Source organism: Mesorhizobium sp. ArgA1 (assembly GCF_053714375.1).
This window is the reverse complement of the sequence record NZ_JBSKBQ010000003.1, coordinates 268,182-294,923: the sequence shown is the minus strand read 5'-3', so window position 1 is coordinate 294,923 and position 26,742 is coordinate 268,182. Positions and strand designations below refer to the sequence as shown.

32 protein-coding genes are annotated in these 26,742 nt (G+C 62.4%); 15 read left to right on the top strand and 17 right to left on the bottom strand.

Annotation, left to right across the window (positions count from 1 at the left end):
• Positions 1–34: 34 nt before the first annotated feature.
• The gene (locus tag ACWGTI_RS11215) at positions 35–1,447 is read right to left on the bottom strand and encodes an aminotransferase-like domain-containing protein (protein WP_454587164.1); all 1,413 of its coding nucleotides are present in this window, start codon (positions 1,445–1,447) and stop codon (positions 35–37) included.
• A 93-nt stretch (positions 1,448–1,540) separates the two neighbouring features.
• Between ACWGTI_RS11215 and ACWGTI_RS11210 the strand changes: the two genes are divergently transcribed.
• Complete coding sequence (locus ACWGTI_RS11210) at positions 1,541–1,786, top strand: DUF1127 domain-containing protein (RefSeq protein ID WP_454587163.1); 246 nt, start codon at positions 1,541–1,543, stop codon at positions 1,784–1,786.
• 16 nt (positions 1,787–1,802) lie between these two features.
• Here ACWGTI_RS11210 and ACWGTI_RS11205 read toward each other — a convergent pair whose 3' ends face one another.
• From ACWGTI_RS11205 to purC, 6 genes are all read right to left on the bottom strand, one after another.
• Positions 1,803–2,447 carry a Pr6Pr family membrane protein gene (locus tag ACWGTI_RS11205; RefSeq protein ID WP_454587162.1) on the bottom strand — a complete coding sequence of 215 codons (645 nt, stop codon included), beginning with the start codon at positions 2,445–2,447 and terminating at the stop codon, positions 1,803–1,805.
• 3 nt (positions 2,448–2,450) lie between these two features.
• A complete protein-coding gene (locus tag ACWGTI_RS11200) occupies positions 2,451–2,861 on the bottom strand; it encodes a hypothetical protein (RefSeq protein WP_454587161.1) in 411 nt (136 codons plus the stop codon).
• A 36-nt stretch (positions 2,862–2,897) separates the two neighbouring features.
• Positions 2,898–3,566, bottom strand: a complete 669-nt coding sequence (gene purQ / locus ACWGTI_RS11195) for a phosphoribosylformylglycinamidine synthase subunit PurQ (RefSeq protein WP_454587160.1) — start codon at positions 3,564–3,566, stop codon at positions 2,898–2,900.
• Positions 3,567–3,828: 262 nt separating this feature from the next.
• On the bottom strand, positions 3,829–4,089 hold the full coding sequence (locus ACWGTI_RS11190) for a hypothetical protein (protein ID WP_454587159.1): 261 nt from the start codon (positions 4,087–4,089) through the stop codon (positions 3,829–3,831).
• Positions 4,090–4,109: 20 nt separating this feature from the next.
• A complete protein-coding gene (gene purS, locus ACWGTI_RS11185) occupies positions 4,110–4,352 on the bottom strand; it encodes a phosphoribosylformylglycinamidine synthase subunit PurS (protein ID WP_181057212.1) in 243 nt (80 codons plus the stop codon).
• Between the two features lie 86 nt (positions 4,353–4,438).
• Positions 4,439–5,233, bottom strand: coding sequence for a phosphoribosylaminoimidazolesuccinocarboxamide synthase (gene purC, locus ACWGTI_RS11180; RefSeq protein WP_454587158.1), 795 nt, complete (start codon positions 5,231–5,233; stop codon positions 4,439–4,441).
• 275 nt (positions 5,234–5,508) lie between these two features.
• Between purC and ACWGTI_RS11175 the strand changes: the two genes are divergently transcribed.
• Positions 5,509–5,829 carry a DUF1476 domain-containing protein gene (locus ACWGTI_RS11175; protein WP_454576171.1) on the top strand — a complete coding sequence of 107 codons (321 nt, stop codon included), beginning with the start codon at positions 5,509–5,511 and terminating at the stop codon, positions 5,827–5,829.
• 132 nt (positions 5,830–5,961) lie between these two features.
• A complete protein-coding gene (locus tag ACWGTI_RS11170; RefSeq protein WP_454587157.1) occupies positions 5,962–6,735 on the top strand; it encodes an HpcH/HpaI aldolase family protein in 774 nt (257 codons plus the stop codon).
• 28 nt (positions 6,736–6,763) lie between these two features.
• Here the strand turns inward: ACWGTI_RS11170 and ACWGTI_RS11165 are convergent, their stop codons facing one another.
• Entirely contained in the window at positions 6,764–7,888 is a 1,125-nt protein-coding gene (locus tag ACWGTI_RS11165) for an acyltransferase family protein (protein ID WP_454587156.1), read from the bottom strand.
• Between the two features lie 178 nt (positions 7,889–8,066).
• Complete coding sequence (locus ACWGTI_RS11160; protein ID WP_454587322.1) at positions 8,067–8,615, bottom strand: RBBP9/YdeN family alpha/beta hydrolase; 549 nt, start codon at positions 8,613–8,615, stop codon at positions 8,067–8,069.
• A gap of 182 nt (positions 8,616–8,797) precedes the next feature.
• On the opposite strand from ACWGTI_RS11160, the gene ACWGTI_RS11155 reads away from it, so the two are divergent.
• Positions 8,798–9,610 carry a VOC family protein gene (locus tag ACWGTI_RS11155; protein ID WP_454587155.1) on the top strand — a complete coding sequence of 271 codons (813 nt, stop codon included), beginning with the start codon at positions 8,798–8,800 and terminating at the stop codon, positions 9,608–9,610.
• 195 nt (positions 9,611–9,805) lie between these two features.
• Here ACWGTI_RS11155 and purB read toward each other — a convergent pair whose 3' ends face one another.
• The 3 genes from purB to ACWGTI_RS11140 are packed head-to-tail and all read right to left on the bottom strand — an operon-like array spanning position 9,806 to position 12,413.
• Positions 9,806–11,107: an adenylosuccinate lyase gene (purB, locus tag ACWGTI_RS11150; protein ID WP_454587154.1), complete on the bottom strand. Its 1,302-nt coding sequence runs from the start codon at positions 11,105–11,107 to the stop codon at positions 9,806–9,808.
• 59 nt (positions 11,108–11,166) lie between these two features.
• Positions 11,167–11,691 carry a hypothetical protein gene (locus ACWGTI_RS11145; RefSeq protein WP_454587153.1) on the bottom strand — a complete coding sequence of 175 codons (525 nt, stop codon included), beginning with the start codon at positions 11,689–11,691 and terminating at the stop codon, positions 11,167–11,169.
• A complete protein-coding gene (locus tag ACWGTI_RS11140; protein ID WP_454587152.1) occupies positions 11,688–12,413 on the bottom strand; it encodes a DUF2259 domain-containing protein in 726 nt (241 codons plus the stop codon). Before ACWGTI_RS11140 ends, ACWGTI_RS11145 begins: the two co-directional genes overlap by 4 nt.
• Before the next feature lie 138 nt (positions 12,414–12,551).
• On the opposite strand from ACWGTI_RS11140, the gene ACWGTI_RS11135 reads away from it, so the two are divergent.
• Positions 12,552–12,806, top strand: coding sequence for a DUF2171 domain-containing protein (locus ACWGTI_RS11135; protein WP_454587151.1), 255 nt, complete (start codon positions 12,552–12,554; stop codon positions 12,804–12,806).
• A gap of 100 nt (positions 12,807–12,906) precedes the next feature.
• Here ACWGTI_RS11135 and ACWGTI_RS11130 read toward each other — a convergent pair whose 3' ends face one another.
• On the bottom strand, positions 12,907–13,794 hold the full coding sequence (locus ACWGTI_RS11130) for a LysR family transcriptional regulator (protein ID WP_454587150.1): 888 nt from the start codon (positions 13,792–13,794) through the stop codon (positions 12,907–12,909).
• Positions 13,795–13,904: 110 nt separating this feature from the next.
• Here ACWGTI_RS11130 and ACWGTI_RS11125 point away from each other — a divergent pair, with 110 nt between their 5' ends.
• Positions 13,905–14,942, top strand: coding sequence for a DUF1254 domain-containing protein (locus tag ACWGTI_RS11125; RefSeq protein ID WP_454587149.1), 1,038 nt, complete (start codon positions 13,905–13,907; stop codon positions 14,940–14,942).
• Between the two features lie 293 nt (positions 14,943–15,235).
• On the opposite strand, the gene ACWGTI_RS11120 is transcribed toward ACWGTI_RS11125, so the two are convergent.
• Together ACWGTI_RS11120 and ACWGTI_RS11115 are read right to left on the bottom strand one after the other, a co-directional pair.
• Entirely contained in the window at positions 15,236–16,255 is a 1,020-nt protein-coding gene (locus tag ACWGTI_RS11120) for a P1 family peptidase (RefSeq protein ID WP_454587148.1), read from the bottom strand.
• Positions 16,255–17,325 carry a branched-chain amino acid ABC transporter substrate-binding protein gene (locus tag ACWGTI_RS11115; RefSeq protein ID WP_454587147.1) on the bottom strand — a complete coding sequence of 357 codons (1,071 nt, stop codon included), beginning with the start codon at positions 17,323–17,325 and terminating at the stop codon, positions 16,255–16,257. Before ACWGTI_RS11115 ends, ACWGTI_RS11120 begins: the two co-directional genes overlap by 1 nt.
• Before the next feature lie 179 nt (positions 17,326–17,504).
• Here ACWGTI_RS11115 and ACWGTI_RS11110 point away from each other — a divergent pair, with 179 nt between their 5' ends.
• From ACWGTI_RS11110 to ACWGTI_RS11080, 7 genes are read left to right on the top strand one after another with little or no spacing between them, the layout of a single operon-like run.
• Complete coding sequence (locus tag ACWGTI_RS11110) at positions 17,505–18,032, top strand: flavin reductase (protein WP_454587146.1); 528 nt, start codon at positions 17,505–17,507, stop codon at positions 18,030–18,032.
• Positions 18,029–18,958 (top strand): AAA family ATPase, encoded by a 930-nt coding sequence (locus ACWGTI_RS11105; protein ID WP_454587145.1) that lies wholly within the window; start codon positions 18,029–18,031, stop codon positions 18,956–18,958. The genes ACWGTI_RS11110 and ACWGTI_RS11105 overlap by 4 nt, the downstream gene beginning before the upstream one ends.
• A gap of 4 nt (positions 18,959–18,962) precedes the next feature.
• Positions 18,963–20,228 (top strand): vWA domain-containing protein, encoded by a 1,266-nt coding sequence (locus tag ACWGTI_RS11100; RefSeq protein WP_454587144.1) that lies wholly within the window; start codon positions 18,963–18,965, stop codon positions 20,226–20,228.
• 45 nt (positions 20,229–20,273) lie between these two features.
• Positions 20,274–20,612: an XdhC family protein gene (locus tag ACWGTI_RS11095; protein ID WP_454576183.1), complete on the top strand. Its 339-nt coding sequence runs from the start codon at positions 20,274–20,276 to the stop codon at positions 20,610–20,612.
• A gap of 1 nt (position 20,613) precedes the next feature.
• Entirely contained in the window at positions 20,614–21,318 is a 705-nt protein-coding gene (locus tag ACWGTI_RS11090) for an XdhC family protein (protein ID WP_454587143.1), read from the top strand.
• Entirely contained in the window at positions 21,315–22,925 is a 1,611-nt protein-coding gene (locus tag ACWGTI_RS11085) for an NTP transferase domain-containing protein (RefSeq protein ID WP_454587142.1), read from the top strand. Before ACWGTI_RS11090 ends, ACWGTI_RS11085 begins: the two co-directional genes overlap by 4 nt.
• Before the next feature lie 32 nt (positions 22,926–22,957).
• Positions 22,958–23,854, top strand: coding sequence for an alpha/beta hydrolase (locus tag ACWGTI_RS11080; protein WP_454587141.1), 897 nt, complete (start codon positions 22,958–22,960; stop codon positions 23,852–23,854).
• 7 nt (positions 23,855–23,861) lie between these two features.
• Here the strand turns inward: ACWGTI_RS11080 and ACWGTI_RS11075 are convergent, their stop codons facing one another.
• Positions 23,862–24,917, bottom strand: coding sequence for a DUF1176 domain-containing protein (locus ACWGTI_RS11075; RefSeq protein WP_454587140.1), 1,056 nt, complete (start codon positions 24,915–24,917; stop codon positions 23,862–23,864).
• 138 nt (positions 24,918–25,055) lie between these two features.
• Here ACWGTI_RS11075 and ACWGTI_RS11070 point away from each other — a divergent pair, with 138 nt between their 5' ends.
• On the top strand, positions 25,056–25,562 hold the full coding sequence (locus ACWGTI_RS11070; RefSeq protein WP_454587139.1) for a DUF1993 domain-containing protein: 507 nt from the start codon (positions 25,056–25,058) through the stop codon (positions 25,560–25,562).
• Between the two features lie 58 nt (positions 25,563–25,620).
• Here ACWGTI_RS11070 and ACWGTI_RS11065 read toward each other — a convergent pair whose 3' ends face one another.
• Positions 25,621–25,785 carry a hypothetical protein gene (locus ACWGTI_RS11065; protein WP_454587138.1) on the bottom strand — a complete coding sequence of 55 codons (165 nt, stop codon included), beginning with the start codon at positions 25,783–25,785 and terminating at the stop codon, positions 25,621–25,623.
• Between the two features lie 412 nt (positions 25,786–26,197).
• On the opposite strand from ACWGTI_RS11065, the gene ACWGTI_RS11060 reads away from it, so the two are divergent.
• Positions 26,198–26,665 (top strand): hypothetical protein, encoded by a 468-nt coding sequence (locus tag ACWGTI_RS11060; protein ID WP_454587137.1) that lies wholly within the window; start codon positions 26,198–26,200, stop codon positions 26,663–26,665.
• The last annotated feature ends 77 nt before the right edge of the window (positions 26,666–26,742 follow it).

The following is a 26,742-nucleotide window of genomic DNA, read 5'->3' as shown; positions in this document are numbered from 1 at the left end:
TCGGGGCCGCCAGAATCGGTTAAGCGTCAATGGGTCAGGACGACCTGTCGTAGCCGGCGCGACCTTCCTCCAGCAGCCGACGGATCACCGCGATGCCACTGGCGATCTCCTCGCGCCGCATAGGCTGCGAGACTCCGAAACGAACGCCGTGGAAAACCTGGTCGGAGCGCCCGGCCTTGAATTCGTCCTCGTCGTCGAGCAGCACGTCGTTTTCGAGGCATGCACTTCGGAAGGTGCCGGACAGCCAGGGATCGGGCAGGGTCAGCCAGACGAAGGGCACGCTGTCGTTTGACTTGAAGGCGAAGCCGGCCAATGTCTCGCGCACGATGGCGATGCGGGCGGCAATTTCGGCGATGCTGCGCCGGCGGATATCGCCAGCCTGCCCGGACAGCACCAGCCGCGCATTCACTTCCGCCAGCAGGAACGGCATGCCGCCGGTCATCATCTTGTGAGCGACGCGGATGCGGTGGCGATAGGAGGGCGGGCAGGAGAGCCAACCGCCGCGAACGCCGGCAGCGACCGATTTCGACAGGCCGCCGGCAACGATGGTGCGCTCGGGCGCATATTCGGCGACGAGTGGCGTCGTATCATCGGTCAGCCCGCCATAGAGATCGTCCTCGATGAGGATGACATTGTACTCCCGCGCGACACGCGCGATCGCCTCGCGGCGCGAAACCGACAGGATCGCCAGCGTCGGGTTCTGCACCGTCGGCATCAGGAAAATCATTTTCGGGTGCTTTTGCGCGCAGACGCGCTCGAAATCCTCGGGGTCGAGGCCGTCCTCATCCGATGCGACCAGTGCAATGCGCCGCCCGACAAGCCCGGCGCTGCGAGCGATCTGCGAATAGGTGAGGTGTTCGAAGGCGACATAATCGCCCGGCGTGGTCAGCGCCGCGATCGCCGCCATCACAGCGGCATGGGTGCCGAGCGTGGGAACGATGGTCTCTGCGGCAGGACGGTACGAATTTCGCGACAGCCAGCGGGCACCGGCTTCGAACCAGCGGTCCGGGAAGTCCCTGGTGTAGCTGGAAATCTCATGCGGGTGATCCTGCACCGTGCGCGAGAGCATATCGGCGACAATGGCGCCCTGGCCGATATCGGGCGCGGCCGTGCTGTCGAAGCGCAGTTTGCCGGGCGGCGCATCGACATAGCGCGTGCCTTGCACGGCGGGCTCGGCGAATTCGGGTGATGCCGCTTTCGATTGCTGGGCCAGCACATAGGTTCCGCGCCCGACCTCGCCGCTCACCAGCCCGCGCTCGCGCAGCAACTGGTAGGCCCGGCCGATCGTGCCGACGGTGGTGCCGATGTCATAGGCGAGATCGCGCTGCGGCGGCAGCTTTGCCCCGGCGTCGATGACGCCCTTGTCAATGTCGGATTCGATGCTGTCGGCAAGGCGCTGGTAAAGCGGGCCGGAGCCGGCGGTGAGATCGGGAAGCCAATTTGTCATGGTGACAATTTTGTATATTGCACCGATTTAGGAGTCAATACATATGAGCGCTGTCCATAAATGGGTACAATTTGCAACCTTGGTAGAAAGACAATGAGCACAATCGAGACAATCCGCTATGCGGGAACTGAACTGGCCGGGCCGCGCTCGTCGGGCCGGCGCGGCTTTGTCAGCCGCATCGTGCATGTGGTCAGGTCACTCACTCAGCAGATCGGCGCGTTGCTCGAGCGCCGCCGCGGCCGCCTGGCCTTGCTGGAAATGACCGACGAGCAGCTTAAGGATATCGGTGTCTCGCGCAGCGACGCTTATCGCGAAGGTATTCGGCGCTTCTGGGACTGACCTGGAGCCATTCCGGTCAGCGACGGACGCCCGGCGCCCTGAGGCGTGCGACGCCCTTGTCGACAAGTACGGCGAGGATGCACAGCACCAGAAAAACCCCGGTGACGGCCAGCGCCGAAAGCGCGACGCTGGCCGCGCCGTTCTTGGCGGCGTCGAGGAAGGGGTAGGGCACTTCGCCTGCGATCGGCGCCCGTGCCAGCGTATAGGCGAGATAAGCGATCGGATAGGCCATCCACCAGGAGATGTCGCTCCACCGCGTCCTGCCGTCGGCGCCCGCCACCAGCCACCACAGCACGAACAGCACCGGCGTAACGTAGTGCAGCAGCACGTCGCAGAGCAGGAACAGGCCCTGCGGCTGCCAGAGCTGCGCCAGAACCGTGGCATAGACGATGAAGACCAGCGCGATCGAAACAGCGACGCCTGCGCGCATTCGCGATCCGGCGAAGGCAGGCAGCCAGGCATAGCCTGAAGGCGAGAGCAGCGAGACGTGGACCAGAACCGCGCCGATGTTGGTCAGGATGGTGAAGAAGCTGAACAGAAAGACGATGGAGCCGAGAAAGCCGCGGCCGGCTTCCATCGACGCCGGTATGGTGATGCAAAATTGCAGGACAAGCCCGGACAGACCGACGATCAATCCCGCAATCTGCAGGAAGCGGCTCACGCGTCAGGCGGCCGCGTTACAGGAGGGATTGCCCGTCTGCCAGCGCGCAATATCGGAGCCGATGCGCGCGCCGAGCGGATCGTCCATCAGCGGGCCGAACACGTCGATGCGGCTGGAATTGCCTTGCGCCTGGACGACCAGCAACGGCTTGCCGCCATAATGCTTGGCCGGCACCAGCAGGAAGCGCGGCGTGCCGCTGAACGAATTCAGCTCATTGGCCATTTGATACGACTTGAAGGCGGGATCCTTGCTGGCGATCCAGCATTTGTGGGCTGATATCGCCACCTGTTCCATGGCGAGCAGCGAAGCGCTCTTGCCTGCCGGCGCCGGCGCGCTCTTCGGGCTGGACTGGCAGGACGCCAGTGCAAAGCCGGCGGCAGTCAGGAAAGCCACCCGAGCAATCGTCAGTTTCATGGTCAGCCGCCCCCGCGTTGAAGATTTCGAGAAATATCAGGCGGCAATGCCGAGTGCGCCTTCGAATAGTGCGCGGCCGTCGCTGCCGCCATGCGCGGCCTCGATCAGGTTTTCCGGATGCGGCATCAGGCCGAGTACATTGCCCTTCTCGCTGATAATACCGGCAATGTCGTTGATCGAGCCGTTGGGATTGGTGCCCTCGGCATAGCGGAACACCACCTGACCTTCGCCTTCGAGGCGGGCAAGCGTGTCGGCATCGGCGAAATAATTGCCGTCATGATGCGCCACCGGGGTGCGGATGACCTGGCCCGGCTGGTAGCGGCGGGTGAACATGGTGTTGGCGTTGGCGATTTCGAGCTTCACTTGCCGGCAGACGAATTTCAGCGAGGAATTGCGCATCAGCGCGCCGGGCAACAGGCCGGCCTCAACCAGGATCTGGAACCCGTTACAGACGCCGATGACCATGACGCCCTTGGCGGCCTTTTCCGCCACCGCCCGCATCACCGGCATGCGCGCTGCAATAGCGCCGCAGCGCAGATAGTCGCCGAAGGAGAAGCCGCCGGGGATGGCGATCAGGTCGACATCGGGGATTTCGGTATCGGTCTGCCAGACGGTGGCCGGCGCCTGTCCGGAAATCTTGGTCAGCGCCGCGATCATGTCACGGTCGCGATTGAGGCCTGGCAAGAGAACGACGGCTGATTTCATTTCGTTGGTACCTTGGTCTTTTGAGACGATTCGATGCGGCGCGCGAGCAGCGCCAGGCAACAGTAAACAAGAAGCACGAACCCAAGTATCGCCAAACCGAACCAGCCTAGCCCGCTCTTCGGTCCAGATAGAAGGTCGTGCCAGTCAGTCGCAAGCCGCGTCCAATCGTGCAACAAGAGCGCTGCAGCCAGCATCCCGGGTAAGGCCAGCGTTAATGCCAATACGCGCAATCCGGTTGCAATGGTCGATCGTCCGCCATTTCTCATGGTCTTGGATCGTAAGGTGGTTGTGATTTTTCGGCCAACTCGCGCAACTCCAGGCGCTGCTCAATCCGTTCGAGACGTTGATCGATGCGACCTGTTATCGCGTAGATGTCGCTAATGTCCGCTTTCGTACCCAACGCCTGCAACCTGATCGCGACAACCTCATGCTTGACCTCGCCGAGACCATTCTCGAGCCGATCCATTCGTGAATGGATTTTCTTGAGAAGTTCGTACATCGGCTCATAAGTGACTTCCGGCATCCGAGCCCCCGGGTACAACCTCAGGTAAGCGTGACACTATAGTTCTCAATCACCGTGTTCGCCAGCAGCTTGTCGCACATCGCCTTGAGATCGGCCTCGGCCTTGGCCTTGTCGGTCTCCGAAAGCTCCAGGTCGAACACCTTGCCTTGCCGCACCTGACCGACGCCGCCGAAACCCAGTCCCGACAGAGCGTGCTCTATGGCTTTTCCCTGGGGGTCGAGCACGCCGTTCTTGAGGGTGACGGTGATGCGGGCCTTGATCATGCTGGACAGGTTCCTGTTCGAAGACTTGGCAATTCGAGGAAAAGTGTGAAGCGGTTTTCCATTCGGAATTGCGTCAAAAAGAAGATCTAGTGCGGCTTGCCTTTGATGCCTTCGGTCGAGGCGACGAGCACCGGGCCGGTCGGGCGCGGCGGCTCGTTCTCGTTCATGATGCCGAGGCGGCGGGCGACTTCCTGATAGGCTTCGACGAGGCCGCCCATGTCGCGGCGGAAACGGTCCTTGTCGAGCTTGTCCTGCGTGGCCACGTCCCACAGCCGGCATGAATCCGGCGAGATCTCGTCGGCAACGACGATGCGCATCATGTCGCCTTCGAACAGCCGTCCGCATTCGATCTTGAAGTCGACGAGCTGGATGCCGACACCCAGGAACAGGCCGGAAAGGAAGTCGTTGACGCGGATGGCCAGCGCCATGACGTCGTCGATCTCCTGCGGCGAAGCCCAGCCGAACGCGGTGATGTGCTCTTCCGACACCATCGGATCGTCGAGCGCGTCGGCCTTGTAATAGAATTCGATGATCGAGCGCGGCAGGACGGTGCCTTCCTCGATGCCGAGGCGCTTGGACAGCGAACCGGCGGCGACATTGCGCACAACCACTTCGAGCGGAATGATCTCGACTTCCTTGATCAGCTGCTCGCGCATGTTGAGCCGGCGGATAAAGTGGGTCGGAATGCCCATGCGGTTCAGATGATTGAAGATGTACTCGGAAATGCGGTTGTTGAGCACACCCTTGCCGTCGATGACCTCGTGTTTCTTCTTGTTGAACGCGGTGGCATCATCCTTGAAAAACTGGATAAGCGTGCCCGGTTCTGGTCCCTCATAGAGGATCTTGGCCTTGCCTTCATAAATGCGGCGGCGATTTTTCATCGTATTTTTTCTCTGGATTGGGGGCAGGCGGCAAGCGACCAGTTCCTGTCCGTCTGCCTGAATTAGTGCGGCGACGGGTAGGGTTCAATGCCGGGTCTATCCCAATCACAGCGTTTGCTCAATCGGCAAATCCTTTCGATCGACCGGTTTCAGGAATGAAATGCCGCAGCGCAGCAAGTGATGTAGCATATTGACCGACCCGCGCCCTTTTGGTTTGTGCTGCGGCACCACACATATCCACCGCCAACGCGAATCGATTTCACCGGAGGGAAGCCATGAGCAGCATGAAAGACCGCGAAGAGGGTTTTGAGCGCAAATTCGCCTTCGACGAAGAACTTCGCTTCAAGGCTTCGGCGCGCCGCAACAAGGCGCTTGGCCTGTGGGCCGCCGAAAAGCTGGGCAAGTCCGGCGCTGATGCCGACGCCTATGCCAAGGAAGTGGTTGTCTCCGACATCGAGGAAGCCGGCGATCACGACGTGTTCCGCAAGATCCGTGGAGATTTCGACGCCGCCGGCGTCGACCAGTCGGACCATCAGATCCGCCGCACCATGGACGAGCTGATGGCGCAGGCGATCGAGCAGATCAAGAATACCTGATCCCAGCCACGTCTGGACCAATCGACCGCCCGACCCGGCCGGGCGGTTTTTCTTTGCCTTTTCAGTCTTTTCCGGCTGAAACTGTGCGTAGGCCTGTTAGAAAAGGTCCTGGCCAACAAGGAAAAGCCCCCGATGTCCCTGAAATCACGCCTGGCGGCGGATGAAACGCTGTTCACCGCCTGGTCCGGTGTTCCGGACGCTTTGACGGTCGAAATCATCGCCAAGCAGGGTTTTGACGCCGTCACGCTCGACATGCAGCACGGCGGGCACCATGAAGACTCGGTCCTGCGCGGCCTGGCGCCGGTACTCGCAGCCAACAAGCCGGCGCTTGTGCGCATTCCGGTCGGTCGCTTCGACATGGCGAGTCGCGCTCTCGATTTCGGGGCCGAAGCGGTGATCGCGCCGATGGTGAATTCGGTGGCCGATGCAAAACTGTTTGCCGCCGCGATGAAATACCCTCCGCTGGGCGAGCGCTCCTGGGGCCCGACCTATGCCTTTCCGCGCCATGGCAAGGGCGACCATGCCGAATGGCTGCGCGACACCAATGCGCGCACAATGGCGTTTGCGATGGTCGAAACGCGCGCCGCGCTCGAGGCGCTGGACGGCATTCTCGACACGCCCGGCATCGATGGCATCTTCCTCGGTCCATCGGATTTCTCGATCGCCTGGTCGAACGGCGCCACCATCAATTCGACGCTGGAAAGCATGATGGAGACCGTCGCGTCGATCGCCGAACGCACGCGAAAGGCCGGCAAGCATGCCGCGATCTATGTCATCGAGCCGGCGATTGCCGGCCGCGTGGTGGCGATGGGCTATCGGCTGCTGGCCATGGGTTCGGACCATGCGCTGATTTCGCTCGGCGCAAAGACGCTGTTGAAGAGCGTCAGGGATTCGATCGGGTCCTGACCTGGCTTGCCGACAGGTTCTCGCCAGATCAGATGTTTACGGTTCTTGGCGCTTCGGCCATAACCCGGCCGTGGTGGCGGAATCTACCGGACAAAGTGTCGACCGCGGCGACCCACCAATTGTTGAAGAGCATGAGAGGCAACGCCGCTGCGATCGACCCCAGTATGGAAGCTGCCGCGCCGAATGCGGCGGAGCCGCTGGCCAGGAACGCCCATGATCCGAGCGAGCAGATGACCGGCACATGCACGAGGTAGAGCGGGAAGCACAGGTCACCGAGGAAACGCGCGGCCTTGCCCGTCAGCCATGATGGCGGGCTCTCCATTTTCAGCAGGGCATAGACAAGCATGACGCTGGCCACCATGGCGACGCAGGCCTGCCTGATGTGGTCGGGAAGGCCATCGACCTCCAGCGCGGCCAGGGGCCGGTAGACACCGACGCCGTTCCCTGCATAGCCCAGCAGCAAGAGCGCGGCGGCCATGATGGCTGCCTTTGACCATGGGTTGGGACGAAATTTCCAATCGAGCAGAAGGTAGAGCGAGAGGCCCATCGGAAAGGCAACGAAGGCGATGTTTACCAGCCACGCCAAAACCATGCCGACGGCGATGGTGCACCAGGCAAGCCAGGGCATGCGGTCATGCAGGAAGAAAACGGCCGGCGCGAGAGTGAAGACGATGAGGCTGCCCCAGAACTCGCACCACATCGTCCACAGGCTGCTGTCATAGAAACTGTCGCCAAAGATAAAGGTCCGCCACGCGCCCTGCGCGAAAGCTTCGAAAAAGCTCGCCGTCTCGGCGGTGAGCACCTTCGAGGCATAGCCGAAACTAGCTAGCCAGGGCGAGCCCGTCTGCGCGCCCGCTTCAGGGAAGAAATAAAGGTCGAGCTTGAACACCAGGCAGGAGGCGAGCACCGTGACGAGCACTGGGCCGGCCAGCCGCGGCAGGCGTTTGATTGCCCCCACCAGCAGGTCTTGCGGCTTGCGGCTGGCGAAGTAGCGTTTCACTAGCACGAAGGACGACAGCACGAAGAACAGGTACACGGCCGATGGGCCATTGAACGCGACGAAGACCAGGCTGGTCTGCAGCGAATTGGCTGGGCCGTCGGCAAAGATGCCGCTGGCCGACGGGGCAAAGCCGAGCATTGTATGCCAGAACATCACGACAATTGCCGCGACGCCACGAACTAATTCCAGCGAATTGTCCTTGCGCAAAATCCACAGCCTTTGCTCGCTAGGGCCTCGGTCTATCCGACACATTGCTTGCCGCAAAGTTGTGCCGTAGACCAGTGTTTTGGCCGGCACAAGGACCGGAAAACTCAATTCTCCTTTCTAGGAATTAGAGGTCGGTCAGGAACTTGGCGAAGGTCATCGATCCCTCCGGCCACGGGCCGAAGCCGGCGTCCTCGTTGAGGTGACCGGTTTCACCGGCATCGATGAACAGCGAGCCCCAGGCGCCGGCAATGTCCTCGGCAACCTCGAAGGCGCAGAACGGATCGTTGCGGCTGGCGATCACGATGGACGGAAAGGGCAGCGGCCTACGCGAATATGGGCCGAAGGTCATTAGGTGCCTCGGCCTGATCTCCGGATTGGCGACATCGGGTGGCGCTACGAAAAAGGCGCCAGCGACCGGCTTCTGAAACTGCGGAATGGCTTGCACCGCCGCCGCAACGCCAAGCGAATGCGCGACGATGACCACCGGCCTCTCGGACTCGTTGACCGCTTTGGCCACGCCCGCTGTCCAATCCTCGCGCACCGGCTTCGACCATTCGGCCTGCTCGACCCGGCGCGCCGTCGACAGTTTCGACTGCCAGCGTGTCTGCCAGTGCTCGGGGCCGGAATTGGTGTAGCCCGGCACGATCAGAATATCTGCGTCTTTGACTTTCATGGCGCTGAGATAGCGAGCGGTTCCGTCTCGTGCAACCATGCCGTTGGATGCGACCTATCACAATTGTTGAACAACCTGTTCGATTCTTTCCGTCTTGTGTGAACGATCGCGATGAACGATTTGAGATGTCAGATCCGGACAGACGCCGGCGCAGCCTTGCATCGCGCCGAATGGAGAGTTTTATGAGCGAACTGCCTTTTGCCGCGACCACCCCTGTCAGCGTCTCACGCGTTGGCCTGAAGGCGCGCGACGCCGAGAGCCTCGCGGCCTATTACCGTGCCGTTGTCGGCCTGCAGGAATTGAGCCGCGCCGACGGCGCGATCACGTTGGGCGCCGCCGGGCGCCCGCTGCTGGTCATCGAGGCGGATAAGGCCGCAAAGCCCGACGATCCGCGCAGCGCCGGTCTGTTCCACACTGCTTTTCTGCTGCCCAGCCGCGCCGATCTCGGCCGCTGGATCAACCACGCTGCCGCCAACCAGATCCGCATCGAGGGTGCTTCCGACCATCTGGTCAGCGAGGCCCTCTATCTGACCGACCCAGAAGGCAATGGCATTGAAATCTATCGAGATCGCCTGCCGCAGGAGTGGAAGTGGAACGGCGACAAGATTGCCATGGCGACCGAACGCCTGAACCTGCCCGGCGTTGTGGCGAGCATACCTGCCGGCGACGCCGGCTGGCAGGGCGCGCCGGAGAATAGCATTGTCGGCCACGTCCATCTGCGCGTCGGGAGGCCTGAAGACGCCGAGGCCTGGTGGCACCAGGAGTTCGGCTTCGATACGGTGGCAAAATATGGCGGCCAGGCGGTGTTCCTGTCGTCTGGCGGCTACCACCACCATATCGGCGCCAATGCCTGGCACAGTTCCGGCGCCGGGCGCCGCGATCCGTCTCGCTCGGGCCTGGCGTGGGTTGAGATGCGGTCGGACAATGTGAAGGCTGAGACCACGCGGGAAGATCCGTGGGGCACGGTGATCAGGACCGTTCCGGGCAAGGCATGATCTGCGAGACGCTGGCTACAGCTTCTTTCTCCCCGTTTACGGGGAGAAATGCCCGGCAGGGCAATGAGGGGCAGCGCCAAGTTCCCGCAAATTGTCTTTTTCAGCCGCGGAACCTATGGGTGGTGATCGCCGAGGTCAGCGCCGCCCCTCATCCGCCTGCTGGCACCTTCTCCCCGTAAACGGGGAGAAGGCAGCTCATCCAAACACTCGCTTGAAGATCGTGTCGACATGCTTGGTGTGATAGCCGAGGTCGAATTTCTCGCGGATCTCGGCTTCGGGGAGCGCCGCGGTGACCTCCTTGTCGGCCAACAATTCCTCAAGGAAATCAGCGCCGTGTTCCCATACCTTCATGGCGTTGCGCTGCACCAGGCGATAGGCGTCCTCGCGGCTGACGCCGGCCTGCGTCAGCGCCAGAAGCACGCGCTGCGAATGCACAAGGCCGCGGAACTTGTTCATGTTCTTCAGCATGTTGTCGGGGTATACCAGCAATTTGTCGACGACCCCGGTCAGCCGCGACAGCGCGAAATCCAGCGTCACCGTGGCGTCAGGACCGATCATGCGCTCGACCGATGAGTGCGAGATATCGCGCTCGTGCCAGAGCGCCACATTCTCCATTGCCGGCAGCGCCATGGACCGAATCATGCGGGCAAGGCCGGTGAGGTTTTCGGTCAGCACCGGGTTGCGCTTATGCGGCATGGCTGAGGAGCCTTTTTGCCCCGGCGAAAAATACTCTTCCGCTTCCAGCACCTCGGTGCGCTGCAGATGGCGGATTTCGGTCGCCAGCCGCTCGACCGACGAGGCGATGACACCGAGCGTGGCGAAGAACATGGCGTGGCGGTCGCGCGGAATGACCTGCGTCGACACCGGCTCCGGCTTCAGCCCGAGCTTTTTCGCCACATGCTCTTCGACATAGGGGTCGATGTTGGCGAAAGTGCCGATCGCGCCGGAGATCGCGCAAGTGGCAATATCCTCCCGCGCATGCACCAGCCGCTCGCGGCAGCGCGAGAATTCGGCATAGGCCTGCGCCAGCTTGACGCCGAAGGTGGTTGGCTCGGCGTGGATGCCATGGCTGCGCCCGATGGTGACGGTGTCCTTGTGCTCGAAGGCGCGGCGCTTGAGTGCGGCGAGCAGGCCATCGAGGTCGGCGAGCAAGATATCGCTGGCGCGGCTGAGCTGCACCGCAAGGCAGGTGTCGAGCACATCGGACGAGGTCATGCCCTGATGGATGAAACGGGCATCCGGTCCGACGAACTCGGTGAGGTGGGTGAGGAAGGCGATGACGTCATGCTTGGTGACGGCCTCGATCTCGTCGATCTTGCCAACATCGAACCGGGCCGCATTGCCCTTTTCCCAGATGGTTTTCGCTGCTTCCTTGGGGATCACGCCGAGCTCGGCCAGCGCATCGCAGGCATGGGCTTCGATTTCGAACCAGATGCGGAAGCGGGTTTCCGGCGACCAGATGGCGACCATTTCCGGCCGGGAATAGCGAGGGATCATCCGTCAGTCCTGATGTGTCGGTGGTTAAGTCCGGGTCCTAACAGAGGCGGACCGAATGCTCAACGCTGATGGCGCGCAAACCACACGCTGGCAATGGCGAGTGCGATGAATCCGAGCGGGAAATAGAGCCGTACGCCCAGCACCACGAATTGGTAGAGCGCTGTCAGCGAGGTGAACACCAGCTCGAACGCCCAACGGACGGTGAAGGCTTCGGCGTGCCATTCGGCGTAGTAAGAGCGGTATTGCAGGGCAAACAGGCCGCCGGTGAAGGCAAGTGTCGCGGCAAGCAGACAGACGAAGGCGGCGGCGAACGCCACTTCCCAATGCCGGTCGAGCGAGACCAGCCGCGCCGCGAACAAGCCGACCGGAAAGCCAAGTGCTGCACCCATGGCAAAGAGCAGGACGACGAAGCGGATCTTTTCCGGCGTCTCCCAATTGTCGAGCCAGAGACAGAGCAGCGCACTGGCGCCCATGGCAATGGACCACAGCGAGGCGCCGACAAGCGCCGTGCGCGTCGATGGAACAGCGCGGCTGACGCGGTTGCCGGCGCGCTTGCGCCAACCGGATTGATCGAGCGATGTCACAGGCGGCCGGTGACGGCGATCCAGCGGAAATCCGGTCCCTCAAAACCGTATTGGCGCACCGCAATCAGCACCGCATAGGCGCTGACGCTGTCAATCGAAAAGGTCTGCACCGCGCCGATCCGATAGCCGTTCGGGCAGCCGCGGCTTTTCGGGATCGATTTGTCCTCATGCAGAAGATGGGTCTGGCCGCCATCGCTGGCCTCGATGCGCAGCAGGCGAAAGCCGTTGATCTCGCCCTGGCTCTCGCAGCCTGCCGTATTGTTCATGCCGATCTCGTCGAGCCGGAATTCCAGAGGCGGGTCGACCGGTGAAAAGATCGGCCGCGGATTGACCACCATGCGGAACGGATCGGCCGACAATTCGGTCACAGGATTGAAGCCGGCGGTGATGCCACGGTTTGCGGCAAGCTCGGCCTGGGCGACGATCGCTTCGCCCTTTTGCCTTGCCTGGAGGCGGGCCGTATCGAGCGAGGCGGTCTCGTCCTCCAGCCGGACCCGGATCGGCGTGCCCTTCAGGAAGGTGTCGTCGGCGGTGTCGATGTAATAGCGGTTGGCATAGGGAAAGCCCGATCCGTCCGCGACGCCGTATTCCTCGAAGGCGAAGACGCCACCGTCCCTGGAAAAGCCGAGAATCTCCAGCTCGGCGACGTCGCCTGCTCGGGCGGCCATGGCCGATGCCAGATGGACCAGCAGGCAAACACCAATCAGGACAAGATTTCGCATCGGCGTCTGCACTCCGGCTGCCATGGTTCGATCGTTCCCTATCATGAGACAGTCAAAACATCGTGCTATCCAAAAGCCGATGCATCCAATTGCGCGCCTGTTTGTTATCGTCGATCGTCTTCAAAAGGAGAACATCCCATGACCGAGGCCAGCAAGATTCGCGAGCATATGGAAGTGGTCGGCGCCGATGGCGTTCACATCGGTACTGTCGACAAAGTCGATGGCGATCGGATCAAGCTGACCAAGGCAGACAGCGGCATGGGTATGCACAAGGGCCATCACCACTACATTCCCCTGAGCCTGCTTGCCGAGGTCGATGGCCAGAAGGTCTGGCTGTCGGCAAATTCCGATGTCGCGGTCAGCTTCGAGGAAGAAAAGTCCGATCCGACCTGATCGACGTTCCTGACTAGGTCGCAGACTTCATAAGCGCGGAGCCACAGCCGCCTGGAGCGAGCTGGACCATAGTGTTGACAAGCTGCCGTCGCGTATCAGCTCACGGCTCGCATGCTTGAACGATTTTTGAGAGGTAACGTTGGCAGAAATCGAGATACGCCCTGACGATCGTGGATTGGTGACGATGGGGCGGGTAGAGCAGATAGATAGGCCATTCTGGCAGCGGGTACTGCGGCAATAATCGCACCAAACGATTCTCTCGGATCGACGCCGCCACCAGGAAAGGGGGGAGCTCTGTTACCACGTCGCCGCTGAGCGCTCGACTACACAAATGGTGGTAGTCATTGGTGGACAGTAGCGCTTTGGGTTCAATCACTTGGCCGCCTAACTCCCATCGCGCCTGCGTATCCACGCCCGAAGCCCACACGCCACATGGAAACCGATAGAGCGCATCGGGCTCGTCCGGTACACCGAAGCGTTCCAATAGTTGTGGGCTTGCAACGAGAACATTGCGCGATGACAGAATATGCTTCGCCACCATGGCTTCATGTACGATCGCACCGACACGCAGAGCGACATCGATACCATCCTCGACGAGGTCAATGCGCCGATCCGTAGAATGGACGTAAACCTGGATATCTGGGTAGTGGCGCTGAAAATCGGCCAACAATTCCCACCACGGCACAACCGTTGGGGGGAACGATAGTCGAAGGCGGCCCTTCAAGCGCGCCTGGTCTCTCACCACCGCCTGCTCGGCCTCTAGTAGCGCGCCGATGCCACGGTTGGCGTGCTCGTACAGTCTTGCTCCGGCATCGGTAAGCTTTGTCCCATGAGCCGAACGTACCAACAACGGGACATTGAGCTCTCGCTCGAGGTCGCGAACGCGGCGGCTGAGCGTTGCGAGCGGCGTCCCGAGACGGGTCGCTGCCGCCGAGAGGCTGCCAGCCTGGACGACCGCAACAAACATCCGTGTGGCATTCAGATCCATACTGCAAGCCTACCACATTTGAGAGGCATGTTGTCGATATTGCACAGTTTTTTCTCATATTTGATTGGTCTACGCTAATGCACGACCAAACCGGCCCAATTGGAAGAGCCATGAACAAAGTAAGCGTAAGGATGTTAGCAGGCATGTCACTCCTAATCGCCAGCTCTGCTGCGTCGGCACAAACCTCCACTCCACCTACCCAGGCTGTGACTTTCGAGAACTACAATCGCGCCCAGACTGACGTCTATTTCGCCGGTGTCGTCAAAAGCGGCGGATTCGGAAAGTTTCGACACGGCCGCGATCTTGCTCCCCCTGTCCAGCAAGGCATCGTTCGTCCCAACCGCGACACGCTGTATTCCTTCGTTATCATCGACCTCGATGCTGGGCCCGCGACGATTACACTACCGGACGCAGGCAAGCGCTTCATGGGGCTCCAGGTCGCCAGTGAAGACCAATACACCCGAGCCACCTATTATGGTGCGGGCACTTACACCCTGACCAAAAAGATGATCGGCACGCGCTACGCGATCGCCGTGGTTCGTTTCCTTGTGAATTTCTCTAACAAGGACGATGTCCAGCAAGCCCACGCTTTGCAGGACGCAGTGAAGTTCAGCCAGGAGCGCTACGGCGCGTTTGAAGTGCCCAACTGGGATCCGGCAAGCCTCAAAAAGGTCCGGGCGGCGCTCTTGGAGCTTGGAACGACAGTCACCGACACCCGTCGCATGTTTGGGGCCAGCTTAGATCAGGTCGACCCGGTCAAGCACCTGATCGGGAGCGCCATGCTGTGGGGTGGCAATCCCGAGAAGGACGGCCTGTATCTCCCGACCACGCCTGCCCACAACGATGGCCATACCGTCCACAGGTTGACGGTCGGCGAGGTGCCGGTTGACGGCTTTTGGTCGCTGACCGTCTACAACCGTGCCGGCTATCTCGAGCCGAACCCCGAGAACATCTACTCGGTGAACACTGTGACCGCGAAGAAGGGGCCAGATGGCAAAGCGACCATTCAGTTTGGCGGCTGCGACGGCAAGATTCCTAACTGCATACCGATTACGGAGGGCTGGAACTATACGGTTCGCATGTTCCGCCCGCGGCCGGAAGTCCTCAATGGCACATGGATATTTCCTGAGGCGAAGCCCGTGAACTGAGCGGCAGCAACGGCGCCGCTGCCTCCGGCTACGCTGGTACAGGTCGCAACCAATCCCAAGCTGCTTATCGAGGTTGAGCTGACTGCCGTCCTGCCCATGAAGGCCTGGCGCGCCGATTGGCTGAGGTTCGTCGTCCAAAATTGCAGGTGCTACCCCCAGTACGCAGGCGCACTGGGCCAGCGTCTGGGGAATTGGTAGAGATGTCACCACGGTGCTCCTGAGCCGCTTGGTTCAGATGTGGAGTTCGATCCCCTGCCGTTGGCAATACCCCGCTTTATGAGTTCACGGCCTAGTCAGCGCGAGGACCACACCGGAAACAGATCGCCATCGGCTGGGGTCGCGGCATGGATGCCGCGGCTGATGGCGCGCGCCATGGTAGCGCCGGCGGCGGCGAAGAAATCGACCGCATCGTCGGCTGAAAGCTCGATACCGCTCTTGCCGGTCGCCAGCGCGAACACCAGGTCGCCGTCGGCCGGTGTGTGCACCGGCCAGATGGCGCGCACGAAGCCGTCATGCGCCGATATGGCCAGACGTTTGGCTGCCGCCTTGGTCAGCACCGCGTCGGTGGCAATAACGGCGATGGTGGTGTTGCCGCCGGGCTCGCCGCTTCCGCCGACACGCCTGTCGCGGTACTTCAACAGGATCCGCCTGGCGTCGTCCGGCATCGGCGAGGGATAGCCGAGCCCGCCGAACTCATCGCCGATCTCGAATGGTGCGGCCCAGAAATACCGGGTCCGTGCAATCGTCACCGAACCCGTCGGATTGGCCGCCGCGAGCGCGCCGATGGTGACGCCGCTGTCGAGCACGGTCGAGGCCGAGCCAAGGCCACCCTTCAAGCCTGAGCTGAGTGCACCGGTGCCGGAACCGACAGTGCCGAGCGGAAAGTCGGCCGCAGCCGTCTGCGCCGCTTCATAGCCGAGGTCGCGGTAGGGGGGATATCTGCCCCAATCCTTGTCGCCGCCATTGCGCAGATCGAACAGGATCGCCGCCGGCACGATCGGCACGCGAAAACCGCCGACATCGACGCCGATGCCTTTTTCGCGCAACGCTGCCTGCACGCCCGAGGCGGCGTCGAGTCCGAAGGCCGAGCCGCCGGAAAGCACCACGGCATGCACCGTCTCGATCGAATTGTGCGGCTCGAGCATATCGGTTTCGCGCGTGCCCGGCGCGCCACCGAGGATTTGCACGCCGCCGACCGTTGGACCGTCGCACAACACCGCTGTCACACCGGATTTCAACCTGGCATCGCTGGCGTTGCCGACACGCAAGCCCGCGACATCGGTGATCAGATTGCGCGGCCCGCTGCGAAACATCAGTTCGTCTCCGCCGGCACGAAATGTGTCCCGTCGAAGCGGAAGGCGCGATAGAGGTTTTGGCTCAGGTCGCCCTTGTCGTCGAAGCGCAGCGGGCCGATCGCGGTGGTGAAATCATGCCCGGAGAGCGCATCGGCCAGCCCCTTGCCGGAACTCTCCGATTCAGCGCTTGCCGCCTTGGCGATCTCCACCGCCGCATAGGCCGGTAGCGTATAGCCGTCGGGCGCGATGTTTTTGGCCGCAAAGGCCGTCAGCACGTTGGGATCGGCGATATCGGCCCATTCCGGCGGCGCGATCATCAGCGTGCCGACGGCGTAAGGCACGTCGCCGGGCGGCGTGCGCAAATTCTCGCCGCCGGCAAAAATAATGCCGGCCTCCAACTGGCCGGCGTCGCGGCCCATAATGGCGACGTCGTCGCCATCGCCGCCGGCAAAGACACGGCTGGCGCCCGCCTTCTTCAGCCGGCCGACGAGCCCGATCTGGTTGTCGAGCTGCGGCCGGAACGTGTCTGTGAACACCGGTTTCAGCGCCGCCTGTTCGGCTGCGGCGCGCAGCGTCTCGGCGATTTCGCGCCCATAGATGGTGCCGTCATCGACGATGGCGAACAGTTCGCTCTGCCACAGCCGGGTGAGAATGGCAGCCACCGCATTGCGCTCGTCGTCGCCGCGTGGTCCCAGGCGATAGACCGGCCAGCCGGTCTTGGCGCGGCGATCTGTCAGGCTTTCGGTGCGAACACCGACCGTGATGACGGGTATGTCGGCATCCTTGAGGATCGGCAGCGCCGCCTGGATTGCCTCGGTGCAGAGGAAGCCGACGATGACATTGACCTTCGCCGCGGCGAATTCCCTGGCGGCGGCGGCCCCACCATCGGCGGTGCAGGCATCGTCGACCGTCTTGATCTCCACGCCGTTGGCTTCAGCCGCGAGGGCAGCGCCGGCCTCGATCTGCTTGCCGAGGATCGCCGATGGACCGGACAGGGGCGCAGCGACGCCGACAAGCAGCGTCTGGGCGCCGGCGCCTGCCGGCAACAGCCAGAGCAGTGCCGCTATTACAGCTGTCAGGGGTCGCATTCTGACGAGAATTCCTCCGTGCCGGTCGCATGCTTCCAGCGTCTCTTGCGCCAAGACCTAAAGGCTGCCTGCGCCCTGCGCAACACGCGAATTTGCGGATTGGCGTCAAGCACTTCGCTTGTGGCCTATTGTGTGCCGCCATATATAACGCTTGGGTTGCTGCTTATGGAAAATTATCAGTGTTGAAGTTGAACGACATCGGGCCGCAGGCCTACCGCGACGCGATGGCGCATTTTGCTGGCCACGTCCATGTGGTGACCACCGACGGTCCCGCCGGCAAGCGTGGCACGACGGTGATCGCCGCCTGTTCGGTGTCGGACACGCCGCCGACAGTGCTCGTCTGCCTCAACCGCGAGAATGCAAAGAACGAGCTGTTCGTGCAAAACGGCCGATTTGCCCTGAACACTTTGGCTTCGCACCAAAAGCCGCTATCGGTGGCGTTTTCAGGCTTGACCGGTCTGTCGGCCGAGGAGCGTTTCGCGCTCGGCGAGTGGGACGTCATATCGACAGGCGCTCCGACCTTGAAAGGCGCCCTCGCTGTTTTCGACTGCGAATTGATCGACACCAAGGATCTGGCCACCCATCGTGTGCTTTTTGGCAAGGTGACAGGCTTGCGCATGGGCGATAATTTGCGGCCGCTGATCTATCACGCCCGCGACTACCACGTGCTGGAAAGCGGAGCAGAGGCGTCAACGGAGAAGGAATGACCGAGCTGAAACCGCGCCCCGCGCCGCGGACGATCGACGAGACGCTCGATCTCCTGACCGGCGCGGACTATGTCGCGGACCGCTCGCTGGCAACCGTGCTGTTCCTGTCGCTGCGCATGCAGCGGCCGCTGTTCCTCGAAGGTGAGGCCGGCGTCGGCAAGACAGAGATCGCCAAGGTGTTGGCGCAGGCGCTCGGCCGCCGGCTGATCCGCCTGCAATGCTATGAAGGCCTCGACGTCTCCTCCGCCGTCTATGAATGGAACTACGCCGCGCAGATGATCGAGATCCGCATGGAGGAGGCGGCCGGCAAGGTCGAGCGTTCCGCCATGGAGCGCAATGTATTCTCCGAAAAATACCTGATCCGCCGCCCGGTGCTCGACGCGCTGACCGGCAAGGCGGGTGCCGCTCCGGTATTCCTGATCGACGAACTCGACCGCACCGACGAGGCTTTCGAGGCGTTCCTGCTCGAGATTCTGTCCGACTTCCAGGTGACAGTGCCGGAGCTCGGTACGATCAAGGCGGAAGAGCCGCCGATCGTCATCATCACCACCAACCGCACCCGCGAGATCCATGACGCGCTGAAGCGGCGCTGCCTCTATCATTGGGTCGACTATCCCAATGCCGAGCGCGAACTCGAAATCGTGCGCCGCAAGGTGCCGCAGGCCAACAGCCGGCTTTCAGCCGAAGTGGTGTCGTTCATCCAGAAGCTGCGCCAGGTCGAGCTGTTCAAGGCGCCGGGCGTTGCCGAGACCATCGACTGGGCCGGCGCTTTGACCGAGCTCGACAAGGTGGCGCTCGATCCCGAGACGGTGTCCGACACAATCGGCGTGCTGCTGAAATACCAGGACGACATTGCTCGCATCGGTGCGGGCGAGGGCCGGCGCATCCTCGACGAGGTCAAGGCCGAGCTTGCGGCGGCGGAGTAGGGCAGTGAAGGCGCCGGGTGCCTACCCCAAAGAGGCCTACCCCAAAGAGGCGACGGAAGACGGCCGCATCGCCGACAACATCGTCTATTTCGCCCGCACCTTGCGCAAATCGGGCATGCGGGTCGGGCCGGCCTCGGTCAAGGATGCGATCGAAGCGGTGCTGGTCGCCGGCATCGGCTCGCGCGACGATTTCTACTGGACGCTGCATGCGGTGCTGGTGTCCAGGCACGAGGATCATCCTGTCTTTGACGAAGCCTTCCGGCTGTTCTGGAAATCGCGCGAGCTGATCGAGAAGCTTCTGGCGATGTTCTCGCCTGTTGCCCCCGACACCAGGGAGAAGCAAAAGCCGCGCGCGGCGGAGAATCGCGTCAGCCAGGCAATGTTCGAAGGCCACCAGACGAACCAGAAAACCCAGGAAATCCCGGAGATCGAGGTCGACGCGCGGTTCACCTTCTCCGGCAACGAGGTGCTGCGCGGCAAGGACTTTGCCCAGATGAACGCCGCCGAGATGGCCGACGCCAAGAAGGCTATTGCCGAGCTGCGGCTGCCCTTCGACATGGTCAGGACCCGGCGCTTCCGGGCTGATCCGCACGGCCGCCGCATCGATCCGCGGGCCATGATGCGCTCTGCCGCGCGCACCGGCGGCGAGCTGATCCTGCCGAAATTCCGCTCGGCCCGCGAAGTCCATCCGCCACTGGTGGTGCTTGCCGACATCTCCGGCTCGATGAGCCAGTACACGCGCATCTTCCTGCATTTCCTGCATGCGCTGACAGAAAAACGCCGGCGCGTGCACACCTTCGTCTTCGGCACGCGGCTGACCAATCTGACGCGGCAGATGCGCCACCGCGACCCCGATGCCGCCCTTGCCGACTGCTCGGCGGCGGTGAAGGACTGGTCGGGCGGCACCCGTATCGGCGACACGCTGGCCGAATTCAACCTGACATGGTCGCGCCGCGTGCTCGGGCAGGGCGCGGTGGTGCTTCTGATCACCGACGGGCTGGAGCGTGACGATGTCACCGGCCTGTCGCAGGAGATGGAGCGCCTGCACAAATCCTGCCGGCGGTTAATCTGGCTGAACCCTTTGCTGCGCTTCGGCGGCTTCGAGGCGCGCGCCCGCGGCGTCAAGGCGATGCTGCCGCATGTCGACGAGTTCCGCTCGGTGCACAATCTCGATGCGCTTGCCGATCTGTGCGCCTCGTTGGACAAGAAATCGGCCGCTTCGGTCGATCCGCGCCGCTGGCTGGACGCTGGTGTCAGGCGCGCCGCATAGCCATATGTTATCCCATCGGAAAAACAGACTTTGAGGCAAGCGATCATGGACAACAGCATCTATCTCGATGAAGCCCGCGATCCCCTGATCATTGCGGAAGGCTGGATGAAGGACGGCAAGGATGTCGCCATTGCCACTGTGGTCGAGACCTGGGGTTCGGCGCCGAGACCGGTCGGCAGCCATCTCGTCATCGACGCTGAAGGCAATTTCCATGGTTCGGTCTCGGGCGGTTGTGTCGAGGGTGCGGTGGTGAGCGAGGCGATCGACGTCATTGATACCGGCAAAGCCAAGATGCTTGAGTTCGGCGTCGCCGACGAAACCGCCTGGCAGGTCGGCCTGTCCTGCGGCGGGCGCATCAAGGTCTATGTGGAGCGGCTCGGTTAGTATGGATCCCTATGCCCTGAAAACGCTCAATGCCGAACGCCGCGCCCGTCGCGCCGCGATCCTGGTCACCGACCTCGGCGACGGCCGCGACCGCATCGTGCGTGAGGGGGATTCTGTCGCCGGCGAACTCGGGCAAGCAATTGCCAGGGCGTTTCGCTCAGGCAGTTCCGGTTCAGTCGAGGCCGAGGGGCGGACCTTCTTCCTCAACGCGCATCTGCCGCAGCCGCGCCTGGTGGTGATCGGCGCCGTCCATATCAGCCAGGCGCTGGCGCCGATGGCCAAGATCGCCGGCTATCCCCTGGAGATCGTCGATCCGCGTACCGCCTTCGCCACGCCGGACCGCTTTCCCGACGTGGCGCTGCATGCCGAATGGCCTGCGGATGTGCTGAAACGCCAGCCGCTGGACAGCTACACCGCGCTCGCCGCCGTCACTCATGATCCAAAGATCGACGATTTTGCATTGAAGGCGGCGCTCGACGCCAACTGCTTTTATGTCGGCGCACTCGGCAGCCGCAAAACCCACGCCAAACGCGTCGAGCGTTTGCTGGCCTTGGGCGCCAGCGCCGACCAGATCGCCCGCATCCACGCGCCGATCGGCCTCGACATCGGTGCCGCCAGCCCGGCGGAGATCGCCGTCGCCGTCCTGGCGCAGACCATCCATGCCTTTCGGTCGCGCGGGCTGGAAGCGAAAGGCGCTGCGGCGTGAAATTCGGTCCGGTTCCGATTGATCAGGCCGAAGGTGCGGTGCTTGCCCATGCCACCAAGGCCGGCGAGCGACGCTTCCGCAAGGCGCACCGGCTGAGTGTCGAAGATGTGGCGGTTCTGAAGGCCGCCGGCATTGCCGAAATCGTCGCGGCGGTGCTTGCAACAGATGATCTCAGCGAGGATGCGGCGGCTGAAAAGATCGCCGCTGCCATGACCCACCGCAACGTCGAGGCAAAGCCCGCCGCGACCGGCCGCGTCAACCTTCACGCGAAGGCCGCCGGCGTCTTCACCGTCGATGCCGCCATGATCGACGCTATCAACGCCGTCGACCCGACCATCACCATCGCCACGCTGGCGCAGCACGCGCCGGTGGACAAGGGCCAGATGGTGGCCACGGTCAAGATCATACCGTTCGCCGTCGCCGCGGCTTTGATCGACAAGGTGACAAGGATCTGCGCCGGCGGCGAGATCTTCGCCGTCAACGCCTACAAGCCGGTGCGCATCGGCGTCATCCAGACCGTGCTGCCCGGCATCAAGGCAAGCGTACTCGACAAGACGCGGCGCGTCACCGAGGCGCGGCTGGCGCGCTCAGGCGCCCGGTTGACCGTCGAGCGCCGCACGCCGCACGAAGTTGCGCCTGTGGCCGAAGCCGCTGCCGCGCTGGCGCGCGATAATGACATGGTGGTGATCTTCGGCGCCTCGGCGATGAGCGATTTCAGCGACGTTGTTCCGGCGGCGATCGAGAAGGCTGGCGGTACCGTCATCCGCGCGGGCATGCCGGTCGATCCAGGCAATCTGCTGGTGCTGGGCACGCTCGACGGCAAGCGCGTCATCGGCGCGCCCGGCTGTGCCCGCAGCCCCAAGGAGAACGGCTTCGACTGGGTGCTCGACCGGCTGATCGCCGGTCTCGATGTGACCGCGAAGGATATTGCCGGCATGGGTGTCGGTGGGCTACTGATGGAAATCCCGACCCGGCCGCAGCCGCGCGAGCCACTGCCGGCCAGAGCCGGGCTGAGGGTCGACATCGTGCTTCTGGCTGCCGGCCGTTCCAGCCGCATGGGCGGGCCGAACAAGCTCTTGGCGCTGTTCGACGGCAAGCCGCTGGTGCGCCGCACCGCTGAACGCGCGCTGGGCTCCAAGGCATCCAGCACCATCATCGTCACCGGCCATCAGCGCGAGCGGGTGCGTCAGGCGCTGGCAGGCCTCGATGTGACCTTTGCCGACAATCCGGATTTCGCCGACGGCCTGTCCTCGTCGCTGAAGGCCGGCATCGCCAAGGTTGGAGCGGAGGCCGCCGGCGCCATGATCGTTCTCGGCGACATGCCCGGCATCTCCTCGGCAGACCTCGACAGGCTGATCGACGCCTTCCGCAAGGTCGGCGGCCATTCGGTGGTGCGCGCCGCGCATGATGGCCGCCGCGGCAATCCGGTGCTCTTGCCGCGCGCGCTGCTTCCAACCATCGCCCATCTCGAAGGCGACACCGGCGCCCGCCATCTGGTCGAGGCCGAGGGGCTCGATGTCATCGACGTCGAAATCGGCGACGGTGCGTCGATCGATGTCGACACCCGCGAAGCACTCGAAGACGCCGGCGGCGTGCTGCAGGATTGACAAACCGAAGCTGAAAAACGCATGGCTGAAGGATGGCTCTTCGCTTCCCATTCTCCCGTGCGCTGCTCACCGCAATCATTCTTTCGCTGTCCGCAGCTCATGCGGTCGCCCTGGAGCTAAAGCCCTTCAAAGACGATCTCTTCGCCTATCCGGCGACGCTGTCGTCATCCGACAACGGTGCGCACACCGTCATCGACTACCAGGAAATGCGCGACATCAACGCCCGCGACCAGGTGCCGGAAAAGCGCGTGCATGCGCAGTACACCGACACAAGCGTGCGCAAGGTGCAGCAGGATCTGATGCTGAAAACCGATGCCGGCGATGTCCGGCATGTCGCTGTCGGCAAGACCGAGGGCGCCGGCATCATCGTGCTTTACCTGCACGGGCAGGGCGGCAGCCGCAAGCAGGGCGTCGACGACTTCACCTTCGGCGGCAACTTCAACCGCATCAAGAACCTGATGGCCGGCAATGGCGGCCTCTATCTCTCACCCGATTTCACCGATTTCGGTGACAAGGGCGCAGCCCAGGTCGCAGCATTGATCAGCCATTATGCTGAGGCCTCGCCAGACGCAAAGATCTTCGTCGCCTGCGGCTCGATGGGCGGTTCGTTGTGCTGGAAGCTTGCCGGCCGAAACGATACGGGACGGCGCATAAACGGGCTCTTGCTGCTTGGCTCGCTATGGGATGACAGCTTTTTGGCAAGCCCCGCCTACAGGCGTCATGTGCCGGTGTTCTTCGGCCAGGGCAGCAAGGATCCGGTCTTTCCCGTGGAGAAGCAGGAAGCCTTCTTCCGCTCAATCATCGCGAACTCGAAAGCCTATCCCTATCCGACACACTTCGTCCGTTTCGAGACCGGCACCCACGGCACGCCGATCCGCATGGTCGACTGGCGCCAAACGCTGAACTGGATGCTGTCGAAAGCCCCCTGAGCCGGCCTCAAGGCGCGGTGTTGTAGTCGACCACCGTCTGCGGATTCTCCTCGCCGTCGTAAGACGCGTCAACATCGTACTGAACCAGCGAGAAGTCGCCGTTGCGGAACAGATAGGTGCCGCTGTCGGAGGCATCACCGACGCCGCGCCATTTGTTGAACGTGCGAATCGTCCTGGTCTCTTCGTCATATTCGGGATTGGTCGCCCAGCCGGTCGTGTGGAAACCGGTGACGGTCACACCCAGCAGTTTGCCGTCGCTGTCATTGTTCTCGTAGCGTATGTCCAGTTCCGGCTCGGCGAACTGCAACTGGAGCACTTCACTAAGCGCATCCGTCATGTAGTAGACCGAGGCGGTATTGTAGGCTGCGGCGGAACAGTAGAATTCGAAAAGCCGCGTTTCCTTTTCAGGGTCGCCAGGCTGTGCGTCCTTGTCCTTGTATTTGATCGAAAAAGCGTTTGGCTCGATATCGTCGAGAAATTGCTTGTCGCACTGGCTGCCATAGGTCGCCAGGAACGCCTTCTTGGCCTGCTCAAGCGCGGTGTCCTTCTTCGGCGGCGGCGGACCGTCGCCGCAGCTTGCCGGCACCGCCTCCTCGAAATCGGCGGTGGAGGGTTTTAGCGCGCCTTTTTCGATATGGATGGGATCGAAGGGAGGCGCTGCCTGCGCCTGCGCGTTCACCTGCCGCAGTGTGTAGCAGCCGGCGAAGACCTTCTCATTCCCATCCTTGTCGGTGGCCTTGATGGCGACGGGAACGCTGTAATAGATGCTGCCGGCCGCGCCGTCACTGGAAACGGCTCCCGTATCGACCTCGACCTTGTCAGTGCCGTCATAGCCCTTGACGAAGGCGTCAAAATCCTTTGCCGGCTTCGTATCGCCGTAATAGCCCCAGGCGCGGGCGAATTCGTGCCGGTTGATGGCACTGTAGAGCGACTGGACGACGGCCTCGGCGCTCGACCGGTCGTCGACATAAGGGGCTTCGGGCGTATCGTCGTCCGCCATCGCCGACTGGCCGACCGCTGCAAGGGAAAAGAGTGCAGTTGCTGCGAGAAAGATGCGCTTCATCGGGAATCTCCGCACGGTAACGAAGATTCTACCATATGGATTGCGGCGGCGGGGTGACGCATCGCTGCCGTTGCTTGAAGATCACGGGGGAAGGCGCTACGTCCCTCGTCGGCGCTTCAGCCGCAATGGAGATTTGACGTGACACTATCGATGTATGAAGCCTCCGTGCCGGTTTTTTCGGCCAGGCTGAAGGCGCTGTCCGGCATTCTGACGGCTGCCGAACAGAATGCGCTTGAGCGCAAGATCGACCCGCAGGTGTTTTTGACAGCAAGGCTGGCGCCGGACATGTACGCGCTGGTCAGGCAGGTGCAGGTCGCCACCGACCACGCCAAGGGCGCGCCGTCGCGGCTGGCCCGCCGCGAGGTGCCGAAATACGACGACAATGAAGCGACCTTCGCCGAGCTTCAGGCGCGCCTGACCAAGACGCTTGATCTGCTGGCGTCATTCTCGGCTGCCGAATTCGATGGTTCGGATGACAGGGTGGTCGAACTGAAGTTTGGCCCGCGCGAGGTCTCGATGCCCGGGCTGCAGTATCTGCTGCATGTCGCCATGCCCAACTTCTATTTCCACGTGACGACGGCGTACGACATCCTGCGCCACAATGGCGTGCCGTTGACGAAGGGTGCCTATCTCGGCAATCGTTGAGGAATTCGGCATTCCGAGGTTTCCCGGCAGCGGCCGGGAAACCTCGTCATACGCTGGCTTACCGCGCGGACATTTCGCGCGCGATGCGCGGGAAATCGGCCGGCTTGATGCCGATGTCGGCGCGGTCGGCATTACTCATCGAATGCAACAGCGCCAAGGCGGAACGATAACGCTGATGCTCCTGCGGACGCGGACGAGCAAACATTTCAGTGAAGAACCCCATGATTCGGCCCCTAGTTCATCCTCCACGTCACCGAATATAGGAAAAATGTGAAGATTGTGCAGTGCAGCATTTGCATGGCAGCCATGCCATGCAATTTTTTTTCGGCACGATTGGCTCATTCGCTGAAACTTTTGGTTGGCGCCGACCGTACGCATAGACGCTGGCACATGGCCGGCTTTTCCTCGCCACTCCTGGCGAAATTTCCGGACTGCATGCAAATGCAGTCCGGCTTTTTGTTGAGCTTGCGTCAGCAGCCGGCTAATCGGCAGCGCCAGCCTGGCGAACGCCTAAACTGGTTAAGATCAGTGGCATTCATTTTTAACGAGCCGGTTCTATGGTGCGACCGTCTCAAACGCATTCGCGTGCTCACAAGGGGGAGGCTGTCATCGGCGCCAAGCGGGATTTCGCTTCCTTGCTGGACGATCTCTTCGTGGGGTCGGAAAAAGACGAGGCGAACGACGAGACAGGCGCGCGGCCGTCGATCCCGTTCGACTATCTGTCCGTGGCCGACGAGCTTCATTCCGGCCGCATCAAGGTGTCCGGCGAAACCTTCACTGCCGAGTATCGCGAAGCAGGGTCCGATCTTGCCGCCGAATTCGCAGCCCTTCTCGACCAAGCCAAGCTGGCGCTGGCCGGCGAGGAAGCAAAGCCCGAGGAACGACTGCCGCCGATCGATCCTGAAGCGATCGCCGTCGAACTCGGCCTCGATCATCCCGTCAAGACTGCCGATCTCGGCCGCATGCGCCGCAGCTTCGCCTTCGCCAACCATCCCGATCGTGTCGCGCCACATCTGCGCCAGCGCGCCATGATCCGCATGCAGGTGGCCAACATGCTGATCGACGAAGCCAAGCGGCGCGCGCTGGCCGGCGCCCGGCGCTGACTTTGCCAAGCTTCACATAAAAGTCGGTCAGCCAAGGGTTGGAGAGCCGCCCGGCTTTGCTATAGGATACCGCTTCC

Bases quoted from the DNA above. Each gene is read 5' to 3' on its own strand.
- purB (WP_454587154.1), bottom strand. From the start codon at position 11,107: ATGATCCCTCGCTATTCCCGGCCGGAAATGGTCGCCATCTGGTCGCCG.
- ACWGTI_RS11090 (WP_454587143.1), top strand. From the start codon at position 20,614: ATGGATCCCTATGCCCTGAAAACGCTCAATGCCGAACGCCGCGCCCGT.
- ACWGTI_RS11120 (WP_454587148.1), bottom strand. From the start codon at position 16,255: ATGTTTCGCAGCGGGCCGCGCAATCTGATCACCGATGTCGCGGGCTTG.
- ACWGTI_RS11115 (WP_454587147.1), bottom strand. From the start codon at position 17,325: ATGCGACCCCTGACAGCTGTAATAGCGGCACTGCTCTGGCTGTTGCCG.
- ACWGTI_RS11095 (WP_454576183.1), top strand. From the start codon at position 20,274: ATGGACAACAGCATCTATCTCGATGAAGCCCGCGATCCCCTGATCATT.
- ACWGTI_RS11190 (WP_454587159.1), bottom strand. From the start codon at position 4,089: ATGCCGGAAGTCACTTATGAGCCGATGTACGAACTTCTCAAGAAAATC.
- ACWGTI_RS11175 (WP_454576171.1), top strand. From the start codon at position 5,509: ATGAGCAGCATGAAAGACCGCGAAGAGGGTTTTGAGCGCAAATTCGCC.
- ACWGTI_RS11215 (WP_454587164.1), bottom strand. From the start codon at position 1,447: ATGACAAATTGGCTTCCCGATCTCACCGCCGGCTCCGGCCCGCTTTAC.
- ACWGTI_RS11080 (WP_454587141.1), top strand. From the start codon at position 22,958: ATGGCTCTTCGCTTCCCATTCTCCCGTGCGCTGCTCACCGCAATCATT.
- ACWGTI_RS11155 (WP_454587155.1), top strand. From the start codon at position 8,798: ATGAGCGAACTGCCTTTTGCCGCGACCACCCCTGTCAGCGTCTCACGC.
- ACWGTI_RS11210 (WP_454587163.1), top strand. From the start codon at position 1,541: ATGAGCACAATCGAGACAATCCGCTATGCGGGAACTGAACTGGCCGGG.
- ACWGTI_RS11135 (WP_454587151.1), top strand. From the start codon at position 12,552: ATGACCGAGGCCAGCAAGATTCGCGAGCATATGGAAGTGGTCGGCGCC.
- purQ (WP_454587160.1), bottom strand. From the start codon at position 3,566: ATGAAATCAGCCGTCGTTCTCTTGCCAGGCCTCAATCGCGACCGTGAC.
- ACWGTI_RS11165 (WP_454587156.1), bottom strand. From the start codon at position 7,888: ATGTTCTGGCATACAATGCTCGGCTTTGCCCCGTCGGCCAGCGGCATC.
- purS (WP_181057212.1), bottom strand. From the start codon at position 4,352: ATGATCAAGGCCCGCATCACCGTCACCCTCAAGAACGGCGTGCTCGAC.
- ACWGTI_RS11200 (WP_454587161.1), bottom strand. From the start codon at position 2,861: ATGAAACTGACGATTGCTCGGGTGGCTTTCCTGACTGCCGCCGGCTTT.
- ACWGTI_RS11140 (WP_454587152.1), bottom strand. From the start codon at position 12,413: ATGCGAAATCTTGTCCTGATTGGTGTTTGCCTGCTGGTCCATCTGGCA.
- ACWGTI_RS11170 (WP_454587157.1), top strand. From the start codon at position 5,962: ATGTCCCTGAAATCACGCCTGGCGGCGGATGAAACGCTGTTCACCGCC.
- ACWGTI_RS11105 (WP_454587145.1), top strand. From the start codon at position 18,029: ATGACCGAGCTGAAACCGCGCCCCGCGCCGCGGACGATCGACGAGACG.
- ACWGTI_RS11075 (WP_454587140.1), bottom strand. From the start codon at position 24,917: ATGAAGCGCATCTTTCTCGCAGCAACTGCACTCTTTTCCCTTGCAGCG.
- ACWGTI_RS11160 (WP_454587322.1), bottom strand. From the start codon at position 8,615: ATGAAAGTCAAAGACGCAGATATTCTGATCGTGCCGGGCTACACCAAT.
- ACWGTI_RS11065 (WP_454587138.1), bottom strand. From the start codon at position 25,785: ATGGGGTTCTTCACTGAAATGTTTGCTCGTCCGCGTCCGCAGGAGCAT.
- purC (WP_454587158.1), bottom strand. From the start codon at position 5,233: ATGAAAAATCGCCGCCGCATTTATGAAGGCAAGGCCAAGATCCTCTAT.
- ACWGTI_RS11125 (WP_454587149.1), top strand. From the start codon at position 13,905: ATGAACAAAGTAAGCGTAAGGATGTTAGCAGGCATGTCACTCCTAATC.
- ACWGTI_RS11130 (WP_454587150.1), bottom strand. From the start codon at position 13,794: ATGGATCTGAATGCCACACGGATGTTTGTTGCGGTCGTCCAGGCTGGC.